This is a genomic window from Oryzisolibacter sp. LB2S (assembly GCF_040732315.1).
GTDB classification, from domain to species: domain Bacteria; phylum Pseudomonadota; class Gammaproteobacteria; order Burkholderiales; family Burkholderiaceae_C; genus Alicycliphilus; species Alicycliphilus soli.
Genome location: NZ_CP160388.1, coordinates 2,286,921 through 2,305,542 on the forward strand (window position 1 = coordinate 2,286,921; position 18,622 = coordinate 2,305,542).

General features: G+C 67.4%; 16 protein-coding genes. 3 read left to right on the forward strand and 13 right to left on the reverse strand.

All coding sequences use genetic code 11. The features are described from left to right. Nucleotides 1-30: 30 nt before the first annotated feature. Complete coding sequence (gene efp / locus ABUE11_RS10815) at nucleotides 31-585, forward strand: elongation factor P (protein ID WP_367065330.1); 555 nt, start codon at nucleotides 31-33, stop codon at nucleotides 583-585. 85 nt (nucleotides 586-670) lie between these two features. On the opposite strand, the gene ABUE11_RS10820 is transcribed toward efp, so the two are convergent. From ABUE11_RS10820 to ppsA, 4 genes are all read right to left on the reverse strand, one after another. Further along, nucleotides 671-1,150, reverse strand: coding sequence for a hypothetical protein (locus ABUE11_RS10820; protein WP_367065331.1), 480 nt, complete (start codon nucleotides 1,148-1,150; stop codon nucleotides 671-673). Nucleotides 1,151-1,259: 109 nt separating this feature from the next. Then, on the reverse strand, nucleotides 1,260-3,347 hold the full coding sequence (locus tag ABUE11_RS10825; protein ID WP_367065332.1) for a VC_2705 family sodium/solute symporter: 2,088 nt from the start codon (nucleotides 3,345-3,347) through the stop codon (nucleotides 1,260-1,262). Then, nucleotides 3,340-3,669 (reverse strand): DUF4212 domain-containing protein, encoded by a 330-nt coding sequence (locus ABUE11_RS10830; protein ID WP_367065333.1) that lies wholly within the window; start codon nucleotides 3,667-3,669, stop codon nucleotides 3,340-3,342. The genes ABUE11_RS10825 and ABUE11_RS10830 overlap by 8 nt, the downstream gene beginning before the upstream one ends. A gap of 17 nt (nucleotides 3,670-3,686) precedes the next feature. Further along, a complete protein-coding gene (ppsA, locus tag ABUE11_RS10835) occupies nucleotides 3,687-6,077 on the reverse strand; it encodes a phosphoenolpyruvate synthase (protein WP_367065334.1) in 2,391 nt (796 codons plus the stop codon). Between the two features lie 170 nt (nucleotides 6,078-6,247). On the opposite strand from ppsA, the gene ABUE11_RS10840 reads away from it, so the two are divergent. Next, the gene (locus ABUE11_RS10840) at nucleotides 6,248-7,078 is read left to right on the forward strand and encodes a pyruvate, water dikinase regulatory protein (protein ID WP_367065335.1); all 831 of its coding nucleotides are present in this window, start codon (nucleotides 6,248-6,250) and stop codon (nucleotides 7,076-7,078) included. An 80-nt stretch (nucleotides 7,079-7,158) separates the two neighbouring features. On the opposite strand, the gene queC is transcribed toward ABUE11_RS10840, so the two are convergent. Both queC and ABUE11_RS10850 read right to left on the reverse strand, forming a co-directional pair. Next, nucleotides 7,159-7,872, reverse strand: coding sequence for a 7-cyano-7-deazaguanine synthase QueC (queC, locus tag ABUE11_RS10845; protein ID WP_367065336.1), 714 nt, complete (start codon nucleotides 7,870-7,872; stop codon nucleotides 7,159-7,161). Next, nucleotides 7,869-8,540: a 7-cyano-7-deazaguanine/7-aminomethyl-7-deazaguanine transporter gene (locus ABUE11_RS10850; protein WP_367065337.1), complete on the reverse strand. Its 672-nt coding sequence runs from the start codon at nucleotides 8,538-8,540 to the stop codon at nucleotides 7,869-7,871. The genes queC and ABUE11_RS10850 overlap by 4 nt, the downstream gene beginning before the upstream one ends. 247 nt (nucleotides 8,541-8,787) lie before the next feature. On the opposite strand from ABUE11_RS10850, the gene ABUE11_RS10855 reads away from it, so the two are divergent. Beyond that, complete coding sequence (locus ABUE11_RS10855; RefSeq protein ID WP_367068803.1) at nucleotides 8,788-10,329, forward strand: DASS family sodium-coupled anion symporter; 1,542 nt, start codon at nucleotides 8,788-8,790, stop codon at nucleotides 10,327-10,329. Nucleotides 10,330-10,392: 63 nt separating this feature from the next. Here ABUE11_RS10855 and ABUE11_RS10860 read toward each other — a convergent pair whose 3' ends face one another. The 7 genes from ABUE11_RS10860 to ABUE11_RS10890 form a co-directional block, all read right to left on the reverse strand. Continuing rightward, entirely contained in the window at nucleotides 10,393-11,445 is a 1,053-nt protein-coding gene (locus ABUE11_RS10860; RefSeq protein ID WP_367065338.1) for an adenosine deaminase, read from the reverse strand. After that, nucleotides 11,445-12,422: an aromatic ring-hydroxylating dioxygenase subunit alpha gene (locus ABUE11_RS10865; RefSeq protein ID WP_367065339.1), complete on the reverse strand. Its 978-nt coding sequence runs from the start codon at nucleotides 12,420-12,422 to the stop codon at nucleotides 11,445-11,447. Before ABUE11_RS10865 ends, ABUE11_RS10860 begins: the two co-directional genes overlap by 1 nt. A 117-nt stretch (nucleotides 12,423-12,539) precedes the next feature. Next, complete coding sequence (locus ABUE11_RS10870; RefSeq protein ID WP_367065340.1) at nucleotides 12,540-13,700, reverse strand: BMP family ABC transporter substrate-binding protein; 1,161 nt, start codon at nucleotides 13,698-13,700, stop codon at nucleotides 12,540-12,542. Nucleotides 13,701-13,735: 35 nt separating this feature from the next. Beyond that, nucleotides 13,736-14,887: a BMP family ABC transporter substrate-binding protein gene (locus tag ABUE11_RS10875; protein ID WP_367065341.1), complete on the reverse strand. Its 1,152-nt coding sequence runs from the start codon at nucleotides 14,885-14,887 to the stop codon at nucleotides 13,736-13,738. Between the two features lie 17 nt (nucleotides 14,888-14,904). Further along, nucleotides 14,905-15,825, reverse strand: a complete 921-nt coding sequence (locus ABUE11_RS10880) for an ABC transporter permease (protein WP_367065342.1) — start codon at nucleotides 15,823-15,825, stop codon at nucleotides 14,905-14,907. Further along, complete coding sequence (locus ABUE11_RS10885; protein WP_367065343.1) at nucleotides 15,825-16,898, reverse strand: ABC transporter permease; 1,074 nt, start codon at nucleotides 16,896-16,898, stop codon at nucleotides 15,825-15,827. The genes ABUE11_RS10880 and ABUE11_RS10885 overlap by 1 nt, the downstream gene beginning before the upstream one ends. Then, nucleotides 16,885-18,492, reverse strand: coding sequence for an ABC transporter ATP-binding protein (locus ABUE11_RS10890; RefSeq protein WP_367065344.1), 1,608 nt, complete (start codon nucleotides 18,490-18,492; stop codon nucleotides 16,885-16,887). The genes ABUE11_RS10885 and ABUE11_RS10890 overlap by 14 nt, the downstream gene beginning before the upstream one ends. Nucleotides 18,493-18,622: the final 130 nt, after the last annotated feature.

Genomic DNA, 18,622 nt, shown 5'->3' on the forward strand with positions numbered 1-18,622 from the left:
GCGGCCCAACCTTACCTTCCCAAGCAAGCCATGAAAATCGCTCAAGAAATCCGCGCCGGCAACGTGATCATGCAGGGCAAAGACCCGATGATCGTTCTCAAGACCGAATACGCCCGTGGCGGCCGCGGCGCCGCCACCGTGCGCATGAAGCTCAAGTCCCTGCTGGGCAACATGGGCACGGAAGTCGTCTTCAAGGCCGACGACAAGATCGACAACGTGATCCTGGACAAGAAGGAGTGCACCTACTCCTACTTCGCCGACCCGATGTACGTTTGGATGGACGCCGAGTACAACCAGTACGAGGTCGAGGCCGGCAACATGGGCGACGCCATCAGCTACCTGGAAGACGGCATGTCCGCCGAAGTCGTGTTCTATGACGGCAAGGCCATCTCGGTCGAGCTGCCCACCACCGTGGTGCGCGAAATCACCTGGACCGAACCCGCCGTCAAGGGCGATACCTCCGGCAAGGTCTTGAAGCCCGCCAAGATCGCCACCGGCTTCGAGGTCGCCGTGCCGCTGTTCGTGGACCAGGGTGACAAGATCGAGGTCGACACCCGCACCGGCGAATACCGCAAGCGCGTGTAAGCCGCGCCGGCCGCCACAAGACAAAGGGAACGTCCAGTACGTTCCCTTTTTTGTTGCCCGGCCGCATGACAGCGGTGCGGCCCTGTCAGGCGAAGAGCGCCTGCTCCAGAGGCCGGTACCTGGCCTCGCCCACGGCCTCGCGGATCTTCGGGGCCAGTTCGGTAAGCGCCTCGTAGCCGGCGGCGCGCTCGACCGCCAGATGCAGGCGAAAGCCGCGCAACCCCAGGCCCGCGGTGAGTTCGGACGCGATGAGGTAGGCCGTCTGGTAGCGCTCGCCCTCGGAGCGGCCGCCACCCGCGCCGCCGTCGCCCGGCATGGTCGCCTGCGTATGCGGCAACCGGGGCGCCCGCGCCGGCTGCGCCGGGCCGGCCAATGCGAGCAGGCCGGAGTCGATCATGAACTGCACATCGGCCTCGGTGATGCCCAGGACGGCCGTGGCATCGAGCACCTGCTGCAGACTGCGCGAGCCATCAAACAGAATGAAGGCCGAGCGCTGACGTTGAGACAGCGCACCGTGACGCTCCTTGAGCGTCTGCTGCCCGAGTTCGGTCTTGACGAGAATCATGCACACCTCTTGGTAGACGTCACACTACGGCGTCGCCACGCCGCACGAGTTTCAGCTTGCCACGAATGTATGCAATTGTGAATAAGTGGTCGCCTTGATTCGGTGATGCTCACAGGCCGTCGGGCGCCACCACCGGCACCTTGCCGGGCCGCGTGGCCAGACTCACCAGCCAGGCCACGACCAGGCCCGCCGGCACGCCGAACACGCCCGAGGAAATGGGGTGTATGCCGAACCACAGGCCATCGGGCACCAGCAGGCTGGGCATCCAGTCGCGCACGCCCTCGACCTGCGAGAGCAGGTAGTAGATGGTGACCGCCAGGCCGGCCACCATGCCGGCCACGGCGCCGCGCCGCGTGGTGCCGCGCCAGAAGATGCCCAGCACCATGACCGGCACGAAGGCCGATGCGGCAATGGAGAACGACGCCGAGACCATGGGCAGGATCTCCGACGGCTTGAGCGCGGCCACAAAGGCCGCCGACAGCGCCACGGTCAGCAGCGCGAACTTGGTCAGAATCACGCGCTGCTCGGGCGAGGCGCGGCGGCGACGCTTTTGCTGAAAGTACAGGTCACGCACCAAGGCGTTGCTGATGGTCAGGAGCAGGCCGTCGGCCGTGGACAGCGCCGCCGCCAGCCCGCCCGCGGCCACGAGGCCGGAGATGACATAGGGCAGGCCGCCAATCTCTGGCGTGGCCAGCATGATGAGGTCGGCGCCGAAGTGGATCTCGCCGAACTGCACGACGCCGTCACCGTTCATGTCCTCGATCGACAGCAGCGCGGGGTCGACGCTGGCCCACTGCGCCATCCAGTGCGGCAGCTCGTTGAAGCTGCTGCCCACGAGATTGTTCATGACCTCGTACTTCACGAGCACGGCCAGCGCCGGCGCGCTCAGGTACAGCAGGGCGATGAAGACCAGCGACCAGGCCACGGAGCTGCGCGCCGCCGCCACCGAGGGCACGGTGTAGTAGCGCGTGAGCAGGTGCGGCAGGCCGGCCGTGCCCACCATGAGGCAGAACATCAGCGCGAGGAAGTTGCGCCGCGAGTTCTCGAAGGCCTGCTGCTGCGCCGGCGTGCCCTGCGGGTCGCCCGCAAAGGGCTGGCTGTGGCGCGGCAGGCCGCCGAGTGCGCGTGCGTGCTCGTAGTTGACCTGCATCTCGCGCGTCCAGCGCTCGCGCGCGCTGGCCTCGTCGCGCGGCATGGTGGCCAGCTCTCGGCTGGCGGCGACGATCAGCCCCACGTCGGCGTTCTGGGCACGCAGGCGCTGCAGGTGGGCGCGTGCGGTCTCGCGCTCGCGCGCCAGCGCCGCGGGCACATCGGCGAGCCGCGCCTCGTAGTCGCGCGCACGCCTCAGATAGGCGGCGACCACCTGGTGCTCGACATCGGAGGCCAGCAGCGCGTCCTCCAGATGCGCGATCTTTTCGATCTGCGCGCCCACGACGAAGGGCGCCGTCGGGTTGCCCATCTGCTTGTAGGCCAGCCAGGACACGGGGATCAGAAAGGCCAGAAGAATCACCATGTACTGTGCCACCTGCGTCCAGGTGATGGCCCGCATGCCGCCCAGAAACGAGCACAGCAGCACGCCGCCCAGGCCGAGCATGATGCCGATCTCGAACTGCACCCCGGTGAGGCGCGAGGCGATCAGGCCCACGCCGTAAATCTGCGCGACCACATAGGTGAAGGAGCACAGCACGGCCGCCAGCGCCGCGATGATGCGCGGCCAGCGCCCACCAAAGCGCACCTGGAAGAAGTCGGGGATGGTGTAGAGGTTCATGGCGCGCAGATGCGGCGCCACCAGCATGGCCACGAGCACGAAGCCGCCCGTCCAGCCCAGCAGATAGGCCAGCCCGCCGGGCTGGTCCGGCGTGCCCGAAAAACCCTGCAGGTACAGGGCCCCCGACAGGCTGATGAAGGAGGCCGCACTCATCCAATCCGCCGCCGCGGCCATGCCGTTGTACATGGGCGGAATGCGACGGCCGGCCACGTAGTACTCGTCGGCGTCCGTGGTGCGGCCATAGACGCCGATGGCGGCATAGGCCATCACCGTGAGGAACAGGAAGATGGGGCCTATCCACTGGCGCGACAGGCCGCGCTGCTCGGCCCAGGCCATCAGGGCCACAAAGCCGAGCAGGCCCGCCACATACAACGCCACGATGCGGTTCAGGCGCCCGACATAGGAGCGCTGCACAGCGCGCTCAGTCATCGGCGCTGGCGCCCCCGTCCCTGCGCTGTGCGGCCTGGTCCTGCCGCTCGAAGCAGTTCATCGCCACGCAATACACGCCGACGATGACGATGAACACCAGAACCGCCCCCTGCGAAGCGATCCAGTAGCCCAGTTGCCATTGCCCCACCGTGATCTGCAGGTCGCGCGCAAAGTAGCAGGCGACGAACGACACCAGCGCCCACACCACGAGCAGGCCGGCCTTGAGCCAGAGGTGGCGCGCATCGTGCAGGTCGGGCGCGAACGGCGCCCCCGCATGCTCGCCCTCCACCAGTCCTTCGGTGAACGTCCTGCGCTGTGGCATGGCCCGGGGCGCGTGGCTCAGGCGGCCAGCTTCTGCCAGGTGTCGATCACGCTGTCGGGGTTGAGCGAGATCGAGGTGATGCCCTCGGCGGCGAGCCACTGCGCAAAGTCGGGATGGTCGCTGGGGCCCTGGCCGCAGATGCCCACGTACTTGCCCTGGGCACGGCAGGTGGCGATCACGCCCTTGAGCAGGGTCTGCACGGCCGGGTCGCGCTCATCGAAGTCTGCGGCGAGCAGTTCCAGGCCCGAGTCGCGATCCAGCCCCAGGGTCAGCTGGGTCAGGTCGTTGGAGCCGACGGAGAAACCGTCGAAGTACTCGAGGAAGCGGTCGGCCAGCACGGCGTTGCTCGGCACCTCGCACATCATGATGAGCTTGAGATCGTTCTCGCCGCGCTTCAAGCCATGCTCGGCCAGCAGGCTGGTCACGCGCTCGGCCTGCTTGAGGGTACGCACGAACGGCACCATGACCTGCACGTTGGTCAGCCCCATCTCGCCGCGCACGCGGCGGATGGCCTCGCATTCCATGGCGAAGGCCTCGCCGAAGTCCTCGCTGATGTAGCGCGCCGCGCCGCGGAAGCCCAGCATGGGGTTTTCTTCCTCGGGCTCGTAGCGGCTGCCGCCGATGAGCTTGCGGTACTCGTTGCTCTTGAAGTCCGACAGACGCACGATGACGGGCTTGGGCCAGAAGGCCGCGGCAATCGTCGCCACGCCCTCGGCCACCTTGTCCACGTAGAAGGCGCGCGGGCTCGCATGGCCACGGGCCACGCTCTCCACGGCCTTCTTCAGGTCGGCATCGACGGCAGGATAGTCAAGGATGGCCTTGGGGTGCACGCCGATGTTGTTGTTGATGATGAATTCGAGGCGCGCCAGACCCACGCCCTCGTTGGGCAGCTGGGCAAAGTCGAAGGCCAGCTGCGGGTTGCCCACGTTCATCATGATCTTGGTCTTGATGGCAGGCATTTCGCCGCGCTGCACCTCGGTGACTTCCGTCTCCAGCAGTCCGTCGTAGATCTTGCCGGTGTCGCCCTCGGCGCAGCTCACCGTGACCAGCGTGCCGTCCTTGAGCAGGTCGGTGGCGTTGCCGCAGCCGACCACGGCCGGGATACCCAGCTCGCGCGCGATGATGGCCGCGTGGCAGGTGCGGCCACCGCGGTTGGTGACGATGGCGCTGGCCTTCTTCATCACCGGCTCCCAGTTCGGGTCGGTCATGTCGGTCACCAGCACGTCGCCCGCCTGCACCTTGTCCATTTCGCGGATGTCGTGCACCAGGCGCACCGGGCCGGTGCCGATCTTCTGGCCGATGGCACGGCCTTCGGCCAGCACCTGGCCCTGGCCCTTGAGCTTGAAGCGCTGCTCGGCCTGGCCCTTGGCCTGGCTCTTCACGGTCTCGGGGCGCGCCTGCAGGATGTAGAGCTGGCCATCCTGGCCGTCGCGGCCCCATTCGATGTCCATGGGGCGACCGTAGTGCTCCTCGATGACGAGGGCGTACTGGGCGAGCTGCTGCACCTCGGCGTCGGTCAGGCTGTAGCGGTTGCGCTGCTCGGGGGCCACATCCGTGGTTTTGACGAGCTTGCCCGTGGCGGCCTTTTCTTCCGCGCTGGCAAACACCATCTGGATGAGCTTGCTGCCCAGATTGCGGCGGATCACGGCCTGCTTGCCTGCCTTGAGCATGGGCTTGTGCACGTAGAACTCGTCGGGATTCACCGCGCCCTGCACCACGGTCTCGCCCAGGCCATAGCTGCTGGTGATGAAGACCACCTGGTCGAAGCCACTTTCAGTGTCGATGGTGAACATCACGCCGGCCGCGCCCAGGTCCGAGCGCACCATGCGCTGCACACCCGCCGACAGCGCCACCACATCGTGGGCAAAGCCCTTGTGCACACGGTAGGAAATGGCGCGGTCGTTGTACAGCGAGGCGAACACTTCCTTCATCTTGTGCAGCACGTCTTCGATGCCGACGACGTTCAGGAAAGTCTCCTGCTGGCCGGCGAACGAGGCATCGGGCAGGTCCTCGGCCGTGGCCGAGCTGCGCACGGCAAAGCTGGCCTGGGCGTTGCCGCCGGACAGCTGGGCAAAGGCGTCGCGCACGGCCTTTTCCAGGTCGGCGGGGAAGGGCTGGTTTTCCACCCAGGCGCGGATCTCGGCGCCGGCCTCGGCCAGCGCGCGCACGTCGTCGACGTTGAGAGCGGCCAGGCGGGCGCTGATGCGCTCGGCCAGACCTTCGTGCTTCAGAAATTCGCGGAAGGCGTGCGCCGTCGTGGCAAAGCCGGTGGGCACGCGCACGCCCTGGGGCAGCTGCGAGATCATCTCGCCGAGGCTGGCGTTCTTGCCGCCAACGACCTCGACGTCGCTCATTCTCAGGTTCTCAAACGGTACGACCAGGGCGGCCGCATCGAAACGTGCAGACATGGGAAGACTCCAGAAGTTGAAAACCGGTGTGCGCCCATGCAGCGGCCTTGGCTTTGCTGTTGTGGTTGTGGGCCGGCGCAGTGCATGGGTGGAAATTGGGAATAATGGGCGCCATTGTAGGGGCGCCGCCAAATCCCCGCCCCATCTCCCACCGCAGACCACCACCTTCCATGCTGCCCACGCACACGCGCACCGTGTTCTATATCTCCGACGGCACCGGCATCACGGCCGAAACCTTCGGCAACGCCATCCTGGCCCAGTTCGACATGAAGCCGCGCCATGTACGCCTGCCCTTCGTGGACACCGTGGACAAGGCGCACCAGGCCGTGCGCCAGGTCAATCACACGGCGGAGCTCGAGGGCAGAAAGCCCATCGTCTTCACCACGCTGGTGAACATGGAAGTGCTCAAGGTGATCCAGGCCGGCTGCAAGGGCATGCTCATGGACATGTTTGGCACCTTTGTGCGGCCGCTGGAGCAGGAGCTGGGCATCAAGTCGCTGCACCGCGTGGGACGCTTTTCGGACATCACGCGCTCCAAGGAGTATCTGGACCGCATTGAGGCCATCAACTTCAGCCTGGACCATGACGACGGCCAGAGCCACCGCGACCTCGAGGGGGCGGACGTCATCCTGATCGGCGTCTCGCGCAGCGGCAAGACGCCCACCAGCCTGTACCTGGCCATGCAATGCGGTCTGAAGGTGGCCAACTACCCGCTGATTCCCGAGGACTTCGAGCGCCGCCAGCTGCCGCCCGCGCTCGTGCCCTACCGCAAGAAGATCTTCGGCCTGACGATACAGCCCGAGCGGCTGTCCGAGATCCGCAACGAGCGCCGCCCCAACTCGCGCTACGCCAGCCTGACCAACTGCCGCTACGAGGTCAGCGAATCCGAGGCCATGATGCGCCGCGCCGGCATACGCTGGCTGTCCACAACGACCAAGAGCATCGAGGAGATCGCTACCACCATCCTGCAGGAGGTGCGACCGGAGCGGCTCGTGTACTGAGGGAGCGCAGGAGCAATATCAGTCAAAAAGGCCTGCAGCGCTTGTCCACAAAGCGCTGGCAGCTATCAATTCAAAAGCAATCAGTCTGCCCCGGCATTGCGCTTCCACGCCTGCCAGCCCTGTGCCCGCAGCTCGCAGGCCGGGCAGCTGCCGCAGCCATGGCCCCAGTCGTGCAGCCGGTCGCGCTGGCCCAGGTAGCAGGTATGGGAGTCACGCCGGATGAGCTCCACCAGCGCGTCCCCGCCGAGCCGCTGCGCCAGGGCCCAGGTGCCGGCCTTGTCCACCCACATGAGCGGCGTCTCCAGCGTCAGCCGCCGGTCCACGCCCAGGCTGAGCGCGACCTGCAGGGCCTTCAGGGTGTTGTCGCGGCAATCGGGATAGCCGGAATAGTCGGTCTCGGACATGCCCCCGACGAGCACCTCGAGCCCACGCCGGTAGGCCAGCGCCGCCGCCAGCGTGAAGAACAGCAGGTTTCGCCCCGGCACAAAGGTGTTGGGCAGGCCGTCCTGCTGCAGGGTGATGGCCACCTCCTCGGTCATGGCGCTGCCGCCCAGCTGGGCGAGCACATCCACGGTCAGCAGATGATCGGGCCCCAGGCGGCCGGGCCAGGCCATGGCCTGCATGCCGGCGCGCAGGCGCAGGCGGCACTCGAGCTCGGCGCGGTGGCGCTGGCCGTAGTCGAAGCCCAGGGTCTCGACCTCGGCGTAGCGCGACAACGCCCAGGCCAGACAGGTCGCGGAGTCCTGCCCGCCCGAGAGCAGCACCAGGGCGCGGCGCGGCTGCAGCGCGCTCATCGCGCGGCCGCCAGCGGCAGCGGGTCCTGGCGCAGCCAGCGCACGATGGCCGCCAGCACCACGCCATAGGCGGGCACAAAGAGCAGCAGGCTCACGCCGAGCTTGATGACATAGTCCACCCAGGCGATCTCCACCCAGTGCGCGGCCATGAAGGGGTTGGAGCTGCGCCAGAACGCGATGGAGAAGAACGCCGCCGTATCCAGCGCCTGGCCGAACACCGAGGCGGCCGCCGGTGCCAGCCACCAGGCGCGGCTTTGCTGGCGGATGCGGTCGAACACCTGGATGTCCAGCAACTGCCCCAGCACATAGGCGGCAAAGCTCGCAAAGGCGATGCGGAACACGAAGGCGTTGAACTCGGCGAGAGCGCCCCAGCCGTTGAAGGCGGCCTCATGGAACAGCACGCCCACCACATAGGAGGCGAGCAGCGCCGGCACCATGGCGCGCGCGATGACGCGCCGCGCCTGCGCCTTGCCGATGAGCCGCACCGTGAGATCGGTGGCCAGGAAGATGAACGGGAAGCTGAACGCCCCCCAGGTGCTGTGAAAGCCCAGCAGATTGATGGGCAGCTGCACGAGATAGTTGCTGGCGATGACGATGGCGATGTGAAACGCGACCAGCAGGGAGAGGTAGAACGGCACGCGCGACGGCTGTGCCTGAGGCAATGACATGACAGTCCTTTTTGATGGATGGGGGCGAGGGAACCCATGTTGGCGATATTGCCGGGCGGCGATTGTAGGCGCATGCGGCGCCGCCCGCCCGCAGGGCCATGCTTGATGTCCATCAAGAATGCGGCGTTGCGCCACGCCATGAGCCATGCAAGGCCGCCAGCGCGGCACACAATCAATGGCCGCAGAACCGCCGGCCCTGCCGGCACCAACAAAAAGAAAGGAAGCTGCCGTGACATCGTCTCCCGCCATCACTGCCTCGCCCTCACCGGCCGCACCGCCGGCCTCGCCTGCACCCTCCGGCGGCCCCGGCGGACCGACCCTCACGCAGCGCGTCGGGCTGTGGGCCGCCATTGCCGTCCTGCTTGTCATCGGCTTCATGCCGGCCCTGCCGGGGCTGCCACAGGCGGGTCAGATGATGCTGGCCATACTCGCCTTTGCGGTGATTCTGTGGATGACCGAGGCACTGGACTACGCTGTGAGCGCCGTCGTCATCGGCGCGCTGATGATCGTGCTGATGGCCATCAGCCCCGTGCCCGGCAAGGAGGCCGCGGGCGCCATGATGGGCACCAAGGCGGCCCTGCCCTACGCGCTGAGCGGCTTCAGCAACAGCGCCGTGGTGCTGGTGGCGGCGGCCTGCTTCATCGCCGCTGCCATGACGGCCACGCAGCTCGACAAACGCATCGCCCTGCAGGTGCTGTCGTACGTGCCGGCGCGCGCCAACCATGTGGCCATGGGCGCCATCCTGGTGGGTTTTCTGCTGTCGTTCATCGTGCCCAGCGCCACGGCGCGCGTGGCCTGCCTCATGCCCATCATGCTGGGCTTTCTGACGGCCTTCGGCGCCGACAGGCGCAGCAAGTTTGCCGCGCTGGTGGTCATCACCGCGGCCCAGACCGCGAGCGTGTGGAACATCGGCATCAAGACCGCCGCGGCGCAGAACATGGTGGCCATCGGCTTCATCGAAAGGCAGTTCGGCCAGGGCATCACCTGGGGCGAGTGGTTCGTGGCCGGTGCGCCCTATGCCGCCGCGCTGACCTTCGCGCTGTACTTCATCATGACGCGCATGCTCAGGCCCGAGATGGACCATATCGCCGGCGGGCGCGAGGCCATCGGCCAGCAACTGAGCGCCCTGGGTCCGATGACCGCCAGGCAGTGGAAGCTGCTGGGCATCACCCTGGTGCTGCTGGGCTTCTGGGCCACCGAGGGCGTGCTGCACGACGTGGACACGACCACCTCCACCATTGTCGCCATCGCCCTGATGCTCATGCCGCGCGTGGGCGTGATGGGCTGGAAGGAATCGCAAAAGGGCTTCCCCTGGGGGACCGTGCTGCTGTTTGCCGTGGGCATCGCCATGGGCTCGGCCCTGCTCAAGACCGAGGCCGCGCCTTGGCTGGCGCGCCTGATCGTGGACCATCTGGGGTTGACCCATGCCAGCGCGTTCGCCATCTTCATGCTGCTGGCGCTGTTCCTGATCGTGATCCACCTGGGCTTTGCCAGCGCGACGGGGCTGGCGTCGACCATGATCCCCATCATCATCAGCGTGCTGCAGGCGGTGCAGACGCCGGGCATCAACGCCATAGGCCTGACCATGCTGCTGCAGTTCGTCATCAGCATCGGCTTCATCCTGCCGGTGAACTCGCCCCAGGGCATGCTGGCCTACGGCACGGACACCTTCGACATCCGCGACTACGTGCGCACCGGCTTGGTGCTCACCGCCGCGGCCGTGGTCCTGCTGGCGGTGTTCTCGCTGACCTACTGGCCGTGGATGGGCTACATGACCACCGGGGGCTGATGGCGCGCGCCATGCCGCATGAGCGCATGGCGCCCCACGCCGGCCCGCGCCCGTCCGAAGCGGTCAGCCGCGCTGCGCGTGCTGCTCGAAGCAAGCTTCGAGCCGCTGCTGCCAGGCCTGGCGCTCCGCCTCGGCCGCAAAGCTGGCCTCGAAACTGTTGCGCGCGAGCTGCCAGGCGTGCTGCGCCGTGAGTGCCGGCAGCGCGGCGAAGGTCTGGCGGAAGTTGTCGTTGATGTAGCCGCCGAAATAGGCCGGATCGTCAGAGTTGACGGTGGCCACCAGGCCGGCGGCGAGCAGCTGCGGCAGGTTGTGCTGCGCGAGCTCCGGGAACACGCACAGCTTCTGGTTGGACAGCGGGCACACGGTGAGCGGTATGCGCTCGGCAGCCAGCCGGCGCACCAGCGCCGCGTCGTGCACAGCCTGCACGCCATGGTCTATGCGCTCGGCGTGGAGCACATCGAGCGCGCCCCAGATGTACGCCGGCGGCCCCTCCTCGCCCGCATGCGCCACCACATGCAGGCCGAGCTGCCGGCAGCGCGCGAACACGCGCGCGAACTTCTCGGGCGGGTGGCCGAGCTCGCTGCTGTCCAGCCCCACGCCGATGATGTGGTCCAGGAGCGGCATGGCCTGCTCGAGCGTGGCAAACGCATCCTCTTCGCTCAGGTGGCGCAGAAAGCTCATGATGAGCGCGGCCGAGATGCCGAACCTGGCGCGCGCGTCGACGCAGGCACGGTGCAGGCCGCGCACCACGGTCTCCATGGACACGCCGCGCGCGGTGTGCGTCTGCGGGTCGAAGAAGATCTCAGCGCGCACTACATTATCTGTAGCTCCTCGCGCTAGATAGGCAAGGGCCAGATCGTAAAAATCCTGCTCATGCAGCAGCACGCTGGCGCCCGCGTAGTAGATGTCCAGAAAGCTCTGCAGGTCGGTAAAGGCGTAGGCCCGGCGCAGCGCCTCCACATCGTCGTACGGCAGCGCCACGCCGTTGCGCCGCGCAAGCGCGAAGATCATCTCGGGCTCGAGCGAGCCCTCGATGTGGATGTGCAACTCCGCCTTGGGGCTGGCCGCCAGCAGATCGGGCAGGCGCTCGGGGGCGATGGTCGGCAGCGTGTGCATCAGCAGACTCCGAAGGTGATGCCGCATTCCTTGAGGTAGCGGCGGTAGGTCGTCGATGCCCTGTCGGACATCACGTGCAGCTCGGCCCGCAGGTCCAGCGGCAGCCGCTTGGGCTGCTGCGATTCGAGCACAGGCTGGTCCTGCGTGAAGATGGTGTGCTGGAAGGCGCGCAGCTTGTCGTCGGGCGTGTCGAAGTCCGCCACGGCCAGGCGAAACCACACGCGGCTGGCCTCCGGTGCAAGCGGGCAGATGAACAGGGCGATGGATTCGCGCCAGCCCTGCACGGCCGTGCTGCCGGCCTCGGGCACCTTGGTGAGCACGGCCGTGTAGGGCGCGGTCACCTCGTACTCGTATTCGACCTGGGCGGGCGCCGTGGAATGCAGGTTGGACTGGGGCTGCCAGGCCTTGCAGCCGGTCGCACGCAGGCCCGTCGCGGTCTGCTCCACCTGATAGGGGTCGATGGCCGTGGCCTCGCGCGCGCCCAGCCAGCCCTCGTGGACGAAGCCGAAATGCGACATGTCGAGAAAGTTCTCGATGATGCGCGGCGCGCTCGCCGCCACGTCATAGGGGCCGCAATTGAGCTTGCGCAGATGCGCGTCGTGCTCGGCGGCAAACGCCGGCAGCGGCGCGTCGCCCTCCTGCAGCCGCACCCAGAGCAGTCCGCAGGCCTCGCGCACGGCATGGCGGCAGGCACGGTGCAGGGGCGGCGGCGTGATGTGCGGCAGCGCGGGCACATGCACGCACTGGCCACTGCCGGCGAACTGCCAGCCGTGATAGGGGCATTCGAGCCGGCCATCGTGCACGCGCCCCAGGGACAGGCGCGCGCCACGGTGCGGGCATTGGTCGGCAAAGGCCTGAACCTGGCCCTCGCCGTCGCGCCAGAGGACGATGTTGCGCTCGAGCAGCCGCACGGCCAGCGGCGCCTGGGCCAGGTCCTGCACGGCGGCAACGGGGTGCCACAGACTTGCTTCGATCATGGTCACGGACTCCTCATGCAACGGGCGGTCTGCCCCCAGACCGGGCAAGCATACGCCGCCGCCATGAAAAAAACGGGCCACCGGTGGTGGCCCTGTGCACAGGCAGATGCGCGCGGCTTACTTGCTGTCGCCGCCCGGCACCTGGCCTTCCACGCCCTTCACGTAGAAGTTGATGCCGGTGAGGAATTTGTCGTCGGCCACCACGTCCTGCTCCAGCACGGTCTTGCCCGTGTTGTCCACGATGGGGCCCTTCCAGATCGCGAAGCTGCCATTTCTCAGGCCGTTTTTCGCCTCATCGACCTTGGCCTTGATGTCGGCGGGCACATCCTCGGCGATGGAGACGATATCGATGGCGCCCTCCTTCACGCCCCACCAGCTCTGGCCGGTCTGCCAGGTGCCGTCGAGCACGTCCTTGGTGGCCTTGGTGTAGTAGGGCAGCCAGTTGATCACGGCCGACGCCAGATGCGCCTTGGGACCATAGGCGGTCATGTCGCTGTCCCAGCCGAAGGCGCGCTTGCCCTTTTCCTGTGCGGTCTTGAGCACGGCGGGCGAGTCGGTGTTCTGGAACAGCACGTCGGCGCCGCCGTTGATCAGGCTGGTCGCGGCCTCGGTTTCCTTGGGCGGGCTGAACCATTCGTTGACCCAGACTACCTTGGTCTTGATCTTGGGGTTCACGCTCTGCGCGCCCAGCGTGAAGCTGTTGAGGTTGCGCAGCACCTCAGGGATGGGCACGGAGCCGACCACGCCCAGCGTGTTGGTCTTGGTCATGGCGCCGGCGATGATGCCCGCGAGGTAGGCGCCCTCGTAGGTGCGGCTGTCGTAGGTGCGCACGTTGGCGCTGGTCTTGTAGCCGGTGGCATGCTCGAACTTCACGTCAGGGAACTCGGCGCCGAGCTTCTGCATCACGTCCATGTAGCCGAAGGTGGTGCCGAAGATCAGCTTGTTGCCCTGGCCGATCATGTCGCGCAGCACGCGCTCGGCGTCTGGGCCCTCGGGCACGCTTTCCACATACGAGGTCTCGATGCGGTCGCCGAACTCGGCCTGCAGCTTCTGGCGCGCCTGGTCATGCGCATAGGACCAGCCGCCGTCGCCCACCGGGCCGACGTAGGCAAACGCCACCTTCAGCGGCGCGGGCTTGGCCGCGGGCGCTTCGGCGGGTGCCGGGGCCGATGCGGCCGGTGCCGGCTCCTCCTTCTTGCCGCAGCCCAGCAGGGCCGTGGCGGTGACGGCCGTCAGGGCCGCGAGCTTGAACAGGGAACGCTTGTGCAGATCAGTCATGCGGAATCCTTGCGTGGATTGATGGGGAAACACTCTCACTTGCCTTCGGTGCCCGGCACCTTGCCTTCGACACCGGCGACGTAGAAGTTGATGCCGGTGAGGAACTTCAGGTCGGCCACCTGACCGGCGGCCAGCAGTTCCTTGCCGGTGTTGTCCTTGATGGGCCCGGTCCAGACGGCGAAGCTGCCATCCTTGAGGCCTGCGCGGGCCTTCTCGACGCGGTCCTTGATGTCCTGCGGCACATCGTCGGCGATTTTCTTGAGGTCGATGGCACCCTCCTTCACGCCCCACCAGAACGAGCCGCTCTGCCATTGGCCGGCCAGCGTGTCCTCGACCACCTTGGTGTAGTACGGCGTCCAATCCACCACGGCCGAGCCCAGGTGGGCCTTGGGCGCGAAGGCGCTCATGTCGCCATCCTTGCCGAAGGCGCGCGCGCCGCGCTCCTCGGCCGTCTTGAGCACCGAGGGCGAATTGGTGTTCTGGTACATCACGTCCACGCCGCCGTTGATCAGGGTGCTGGCGGCCTCGGCCTCCTTCGGGGGGCTGAACCATTCGTTGACCCAGACCACCTTGGCCTTGATGGACGGATCGACGCTCTGCGCGCCCAGCACAAAGCTGTTGATGTTGCGCACCACCTCGGGAATGGGCACCGAGGCCACGATGCCCACGGTCTTGGTCTTGCTCATGCCGCCGGCCACGATGCCAGCCAGGTACGCGCCCTCGAAGGTCTTGGTGTCGTAGGTGGCCACGTTGTCGGCCTGCTTGTAGCCGGTGGCATGCTCGAACTTCACGTCCTTCAGATCCGCCGCCACCTTCTGCACGAACTCCTGGTAGCCAAAGCTCGTGGCAAAGATCAGTTTGTTGCCCTGGCCCGCCATGTCGCGCATGACGCGCTCGGCGTCGGCGCTCTCGGGCACGCTCTCGACGAAGGAGGTCTCGACCTTGTCGCCGAACTTCTCCTGGATGGCCTTGCGCCCCAGCTCATGCTGGAAGGTCCAGCCGCCATCGCCGATGGGGCTCACATACATGAAGGCGATCTTGAGCTTGTCGGCCGCTGGCGCAGCGGCCGGCGCCGGGGCAGCGGCGGGTGCGGCCTCCTCCTTCTTGCCGCAGCCGGCCAGGACTGCAAGGGTGACGGCAGACAGGGCCGCGGTTTTGAGCAGGGTGCGTTTGTTCAAGGTGTTCATGGCAAGGTTTGAAAAAGTCAGCTTCCCGGAAAAAAGGGTTTGCCCAGCGAGGCCGGCATGTTGACACGGATCCAGGTCGGATTGCGCGAGATCAAGACCAGCACCACGATGGTGGCCAGGTAGGGCAGCATGGACAGCAGCTGGCTGGCCACATGCACGCCGGAGGCCTGCAGGTGGAACTGCAGCATGGTCACACCGCCAAACAGATAGGCGCCCAGCAGCACGCGCGCGGGCCGCCAGGTGGCAAAGGTGGTCAGTGCCAGCGCAATCCAGCCGCGCCCGGCCACCATGCCCTCCACCCACAGCGGCGTGTAGACGGTGGAGATGTAGGCCCCCGCCAGGCCACACAACGCCCCGCCGGCGGCGACGGCCAGCAGGCGGATGCGCCGCACCGGGTAGCCCAGCGCATGGGCCGACTGGGGCGACTCGCCCACCGAGCGCAGCACCAGGCCGGCACGCGTGCGGTACAGAAACCACATGAGCAGCACGACCAGCAGCATGGTCAGATAGACCAGCGGATGCAGGCGAAACAGCGCCGGCCCCAGCACGGGCAGATCACCCAGCACGGGCCAGGAAAACTTGGGCGTGTCCGGCAGCCTGGCCTGCACATAGTTGATGCCCGCGAAGGCCGAAAACCCCACACCGAACAGCGACAGCGCCAGCCCCGTGGCGTACTGGTTGGTGTTGAGCCAGATCACCAGCCAGCCGAACAGCACCGCCAGCAGCGCGCCCGCTGCCATGCCGGCGAGCAGGCCCAGAGCAAAGCTGCCCGTGTGCACCACGGTGGCAAAGCCGGCAATGGCCGCGCACAGCATCATGCCCTCGGCGCCGAGATTGACGATGCCGGCCTTCTCGTTGATCAAGAGGCCCAGCGCCGCAATCGCCAGCACGGTGCCCGCGCTCAGCGTGCTGCCCAGCAGCAATGCGTACGACTCCATCAGCGCGCCCCTCCCTTCGCGCCCACCCAGCGCACGCGGTAGGCAATCAGCGTGTCACAGGCCAGCAGCGTGAACAGCAGCAGGCCCTGGAACACGCCGGTCAATGACTTCGGCAGGCCCAGGCGCGACTGCGCAAGCTCCCCCCCGATATAGAACATGCTCATGAGCAGCGCCGAGAACACCATGCCCACCGGGTGCAGGCGGCCGACGAAGGCCACGATGATGGCGGCAAAGCCATAGCCCGCCGGCACATAGGGCGTGAGCTGGCCAATCGGCCCGGCCACCTCGAGCGCCCCCGCCAGGCCCGCCGTTGCGCCAGAGATCAACAGCGCCGTCCACAGCGCGCGGCGCGAGGAAAAGCCCGCATAGCGCGCCGCTGAGGGCGCGAGGCCTCCCACCTGCAGCGCAAAACCGGCGCGCGTGCGAAACAGGAACACCCACAGCAGCAGCACGCCCACGAGGGCCAGCGCGGCACCGATGGTCACGCGCGAGCCGGCGAACAGCCGGGGCATTTGCGTGACGCGCTCGAACATGCGCGTCTGCGGGAAGTTGTAGCCCATGGGGTCCTTCCACGGGCCATATACCAGGTAGCCCAGGAACAGGATGGCCACATAGACCAGCATCAGGCTGACCAGGATCTCGTTGGCGTTGAAGCGGTCGCGCAGCAGCGCCGTGATGCCCGCCCAGACCATGCCGCCGACCATGCCCGCGGCCAGGATGGCCGGCACGATCCACGGCCCCGTGCCCTTGTCCGCCAGCAGGGCGATGCCCCCGGCGGCGACGGCGCCGATCACGAACTGCCCCTCGGCGCCGATGTTCCAGACGTTGGAGCGAAAGCACACCGCAAGCCCCAGCGCGATGAGCAAGAGCGGCGTGGCCTTGAGCGCCAGCTCGCCGAGCGCATAGGGCGACTTGATGGGCTCCCAGAAGAACACCTGCAGCGCACGCACCGGATCCTTGCCCAGCGCCGCGAACAGCGCCACGCCGATCAGCACGGTGATCGCCAGCGCGAGCACGGGCGAGCCATAGGCCCACAGACGCGAGGCCTGGGGCCGCATCTCAAGCTTGAGCATGCTCGCCCTCCCCGCCCGCAGCGTCTGCAGCGCCCGCAAGATGGGCCTGCACCTCGGCATGCCACAGCCCGCTCATCCATTCGCCTATGCGCGCCACCGTCGCCTCGGCGCGCGGCACGCTGGGCGACAGCCGCCCCTTGGCCAGCACATGCAGCCGGTCACATATCTCAAACAATTCGTCCAGCTCCTCACTGACCACGAGCACGGCGCAGCCCTGGTCGCGCAGCCGCAATATCTCGCCGCGAATCTGCGCCGCCGCACCCACGTCCACGCCCCAGGTAGGTTGCGAGACGATGAGCACCTTGGGGCCGGCCTCGATCTCGCGTCCCACGATGAATTTCTGCAGGTTGCCACCCGACAGTGACTGGGCCGCAGCGTCGGGCCCGCCCGCCTTGACCTGGTAGCGCGCAATGATGCCGCGCGCCTGCTCCTCGAGCCGCCCCATGCGCAGCCAGCCGCCCACGCCCACGGCATCGCCGCGCGTGAGCAGCAGGTTGTGCGCCAGGCTCATGCTGGGCACGGCGCCGCGGCCCAGCCGCTCCTCTGGCACGAAGTGCAGACCCAGGGCGCGCCTGCGCCGGGGGCTCAGGCGCGCCGCCTTCCTGCCGGCCAGCAGCACCATGTCGGGCGCGGCGCGCAGGTCCTCGCCCGACAGCGCCTGCAGCAGCTCCTTCTGCCCGTTGCCGGAGATGCCGGCAATGCCCACCACCTCGCCCGCGCGCACCACGAGGTCGATGGCGACCAAGGGCACGCCAAATGGGTCGGCGGCGGGCAGGCTCAGGCCCTGGGCGCGCAGCACCACCTCGCCCGCGCTGCCCGAGCGGTGCGCGAGCTGCGGCGGCTCGGCGCCAATCATCAGGCGCGAGAGCGAGGCATTGGACTCCTGCGATGGATCGCACACGCCCGTGACCTTGCCGCCGCGCATCACGGTGCAGGCCGTGCACAGGGCGCGAATCTCATGCAGCTTGTGGCTGATGTAGAGGATGGAGCAGCCCTCGCTGGCCAGCCTGCGCAGCACCACAAACAGCTTGTCCACGGCCTGCGGCGTGAGCACCGAGGTGGGCTCGTCAAGGATCAGCAGCTTTGGCTGGGTGAGCAGCGCACGGATGATCTCCACGCGCTGCATCTCGCCCACCGAGAGCGTGTGCACGGGACGCTCGGGGTCGATGTCCAGGCCGTACTCGGCCGCCGTGGCGCTGACGCGCCGCGCCACCTCGGCCAGCGGCAGGCTCCTGTCCTGGCCCAGCCAGACGTTCTCGGCCACGGTGAGCGTGTCGAACAGGCTGAAATGCTGGAACACCATGGCAATGCCGAGCTGGCGCGCCTCCTGCGGGTTCCTGATCTGCACGGGCCGGCCGTCGAACAGCATCTGCCCGGCATCGGGCTTGACGGCGCCGTAGATGATCTTCATCAGCGTGGACTTGCCCGCCCCGTTCTCGCCGAGCACCGCATGCACCCCTCCCGCCTGCACCGTGAGCGACACGCCGTCATTGGCCACCACGGCCGGATATTTCTTGGTGATACCCGTCAGCTGCAGCCGCGGCGCAGATGGCGCTGCCGCGGGGGCCGAGGCGGGGTGGGCGGAAGGGGGCATGGGGCGTTCGTGTCCTGGTTCTCGGTTTTGGTGCACTGCACCAAACCCGTGCACAGCACCACTGCGCACGCGTTGGAAGCTACCGTATTGATAGTATCTCAGGATAAGTGCAGTCCGATGCGCAGGTCAA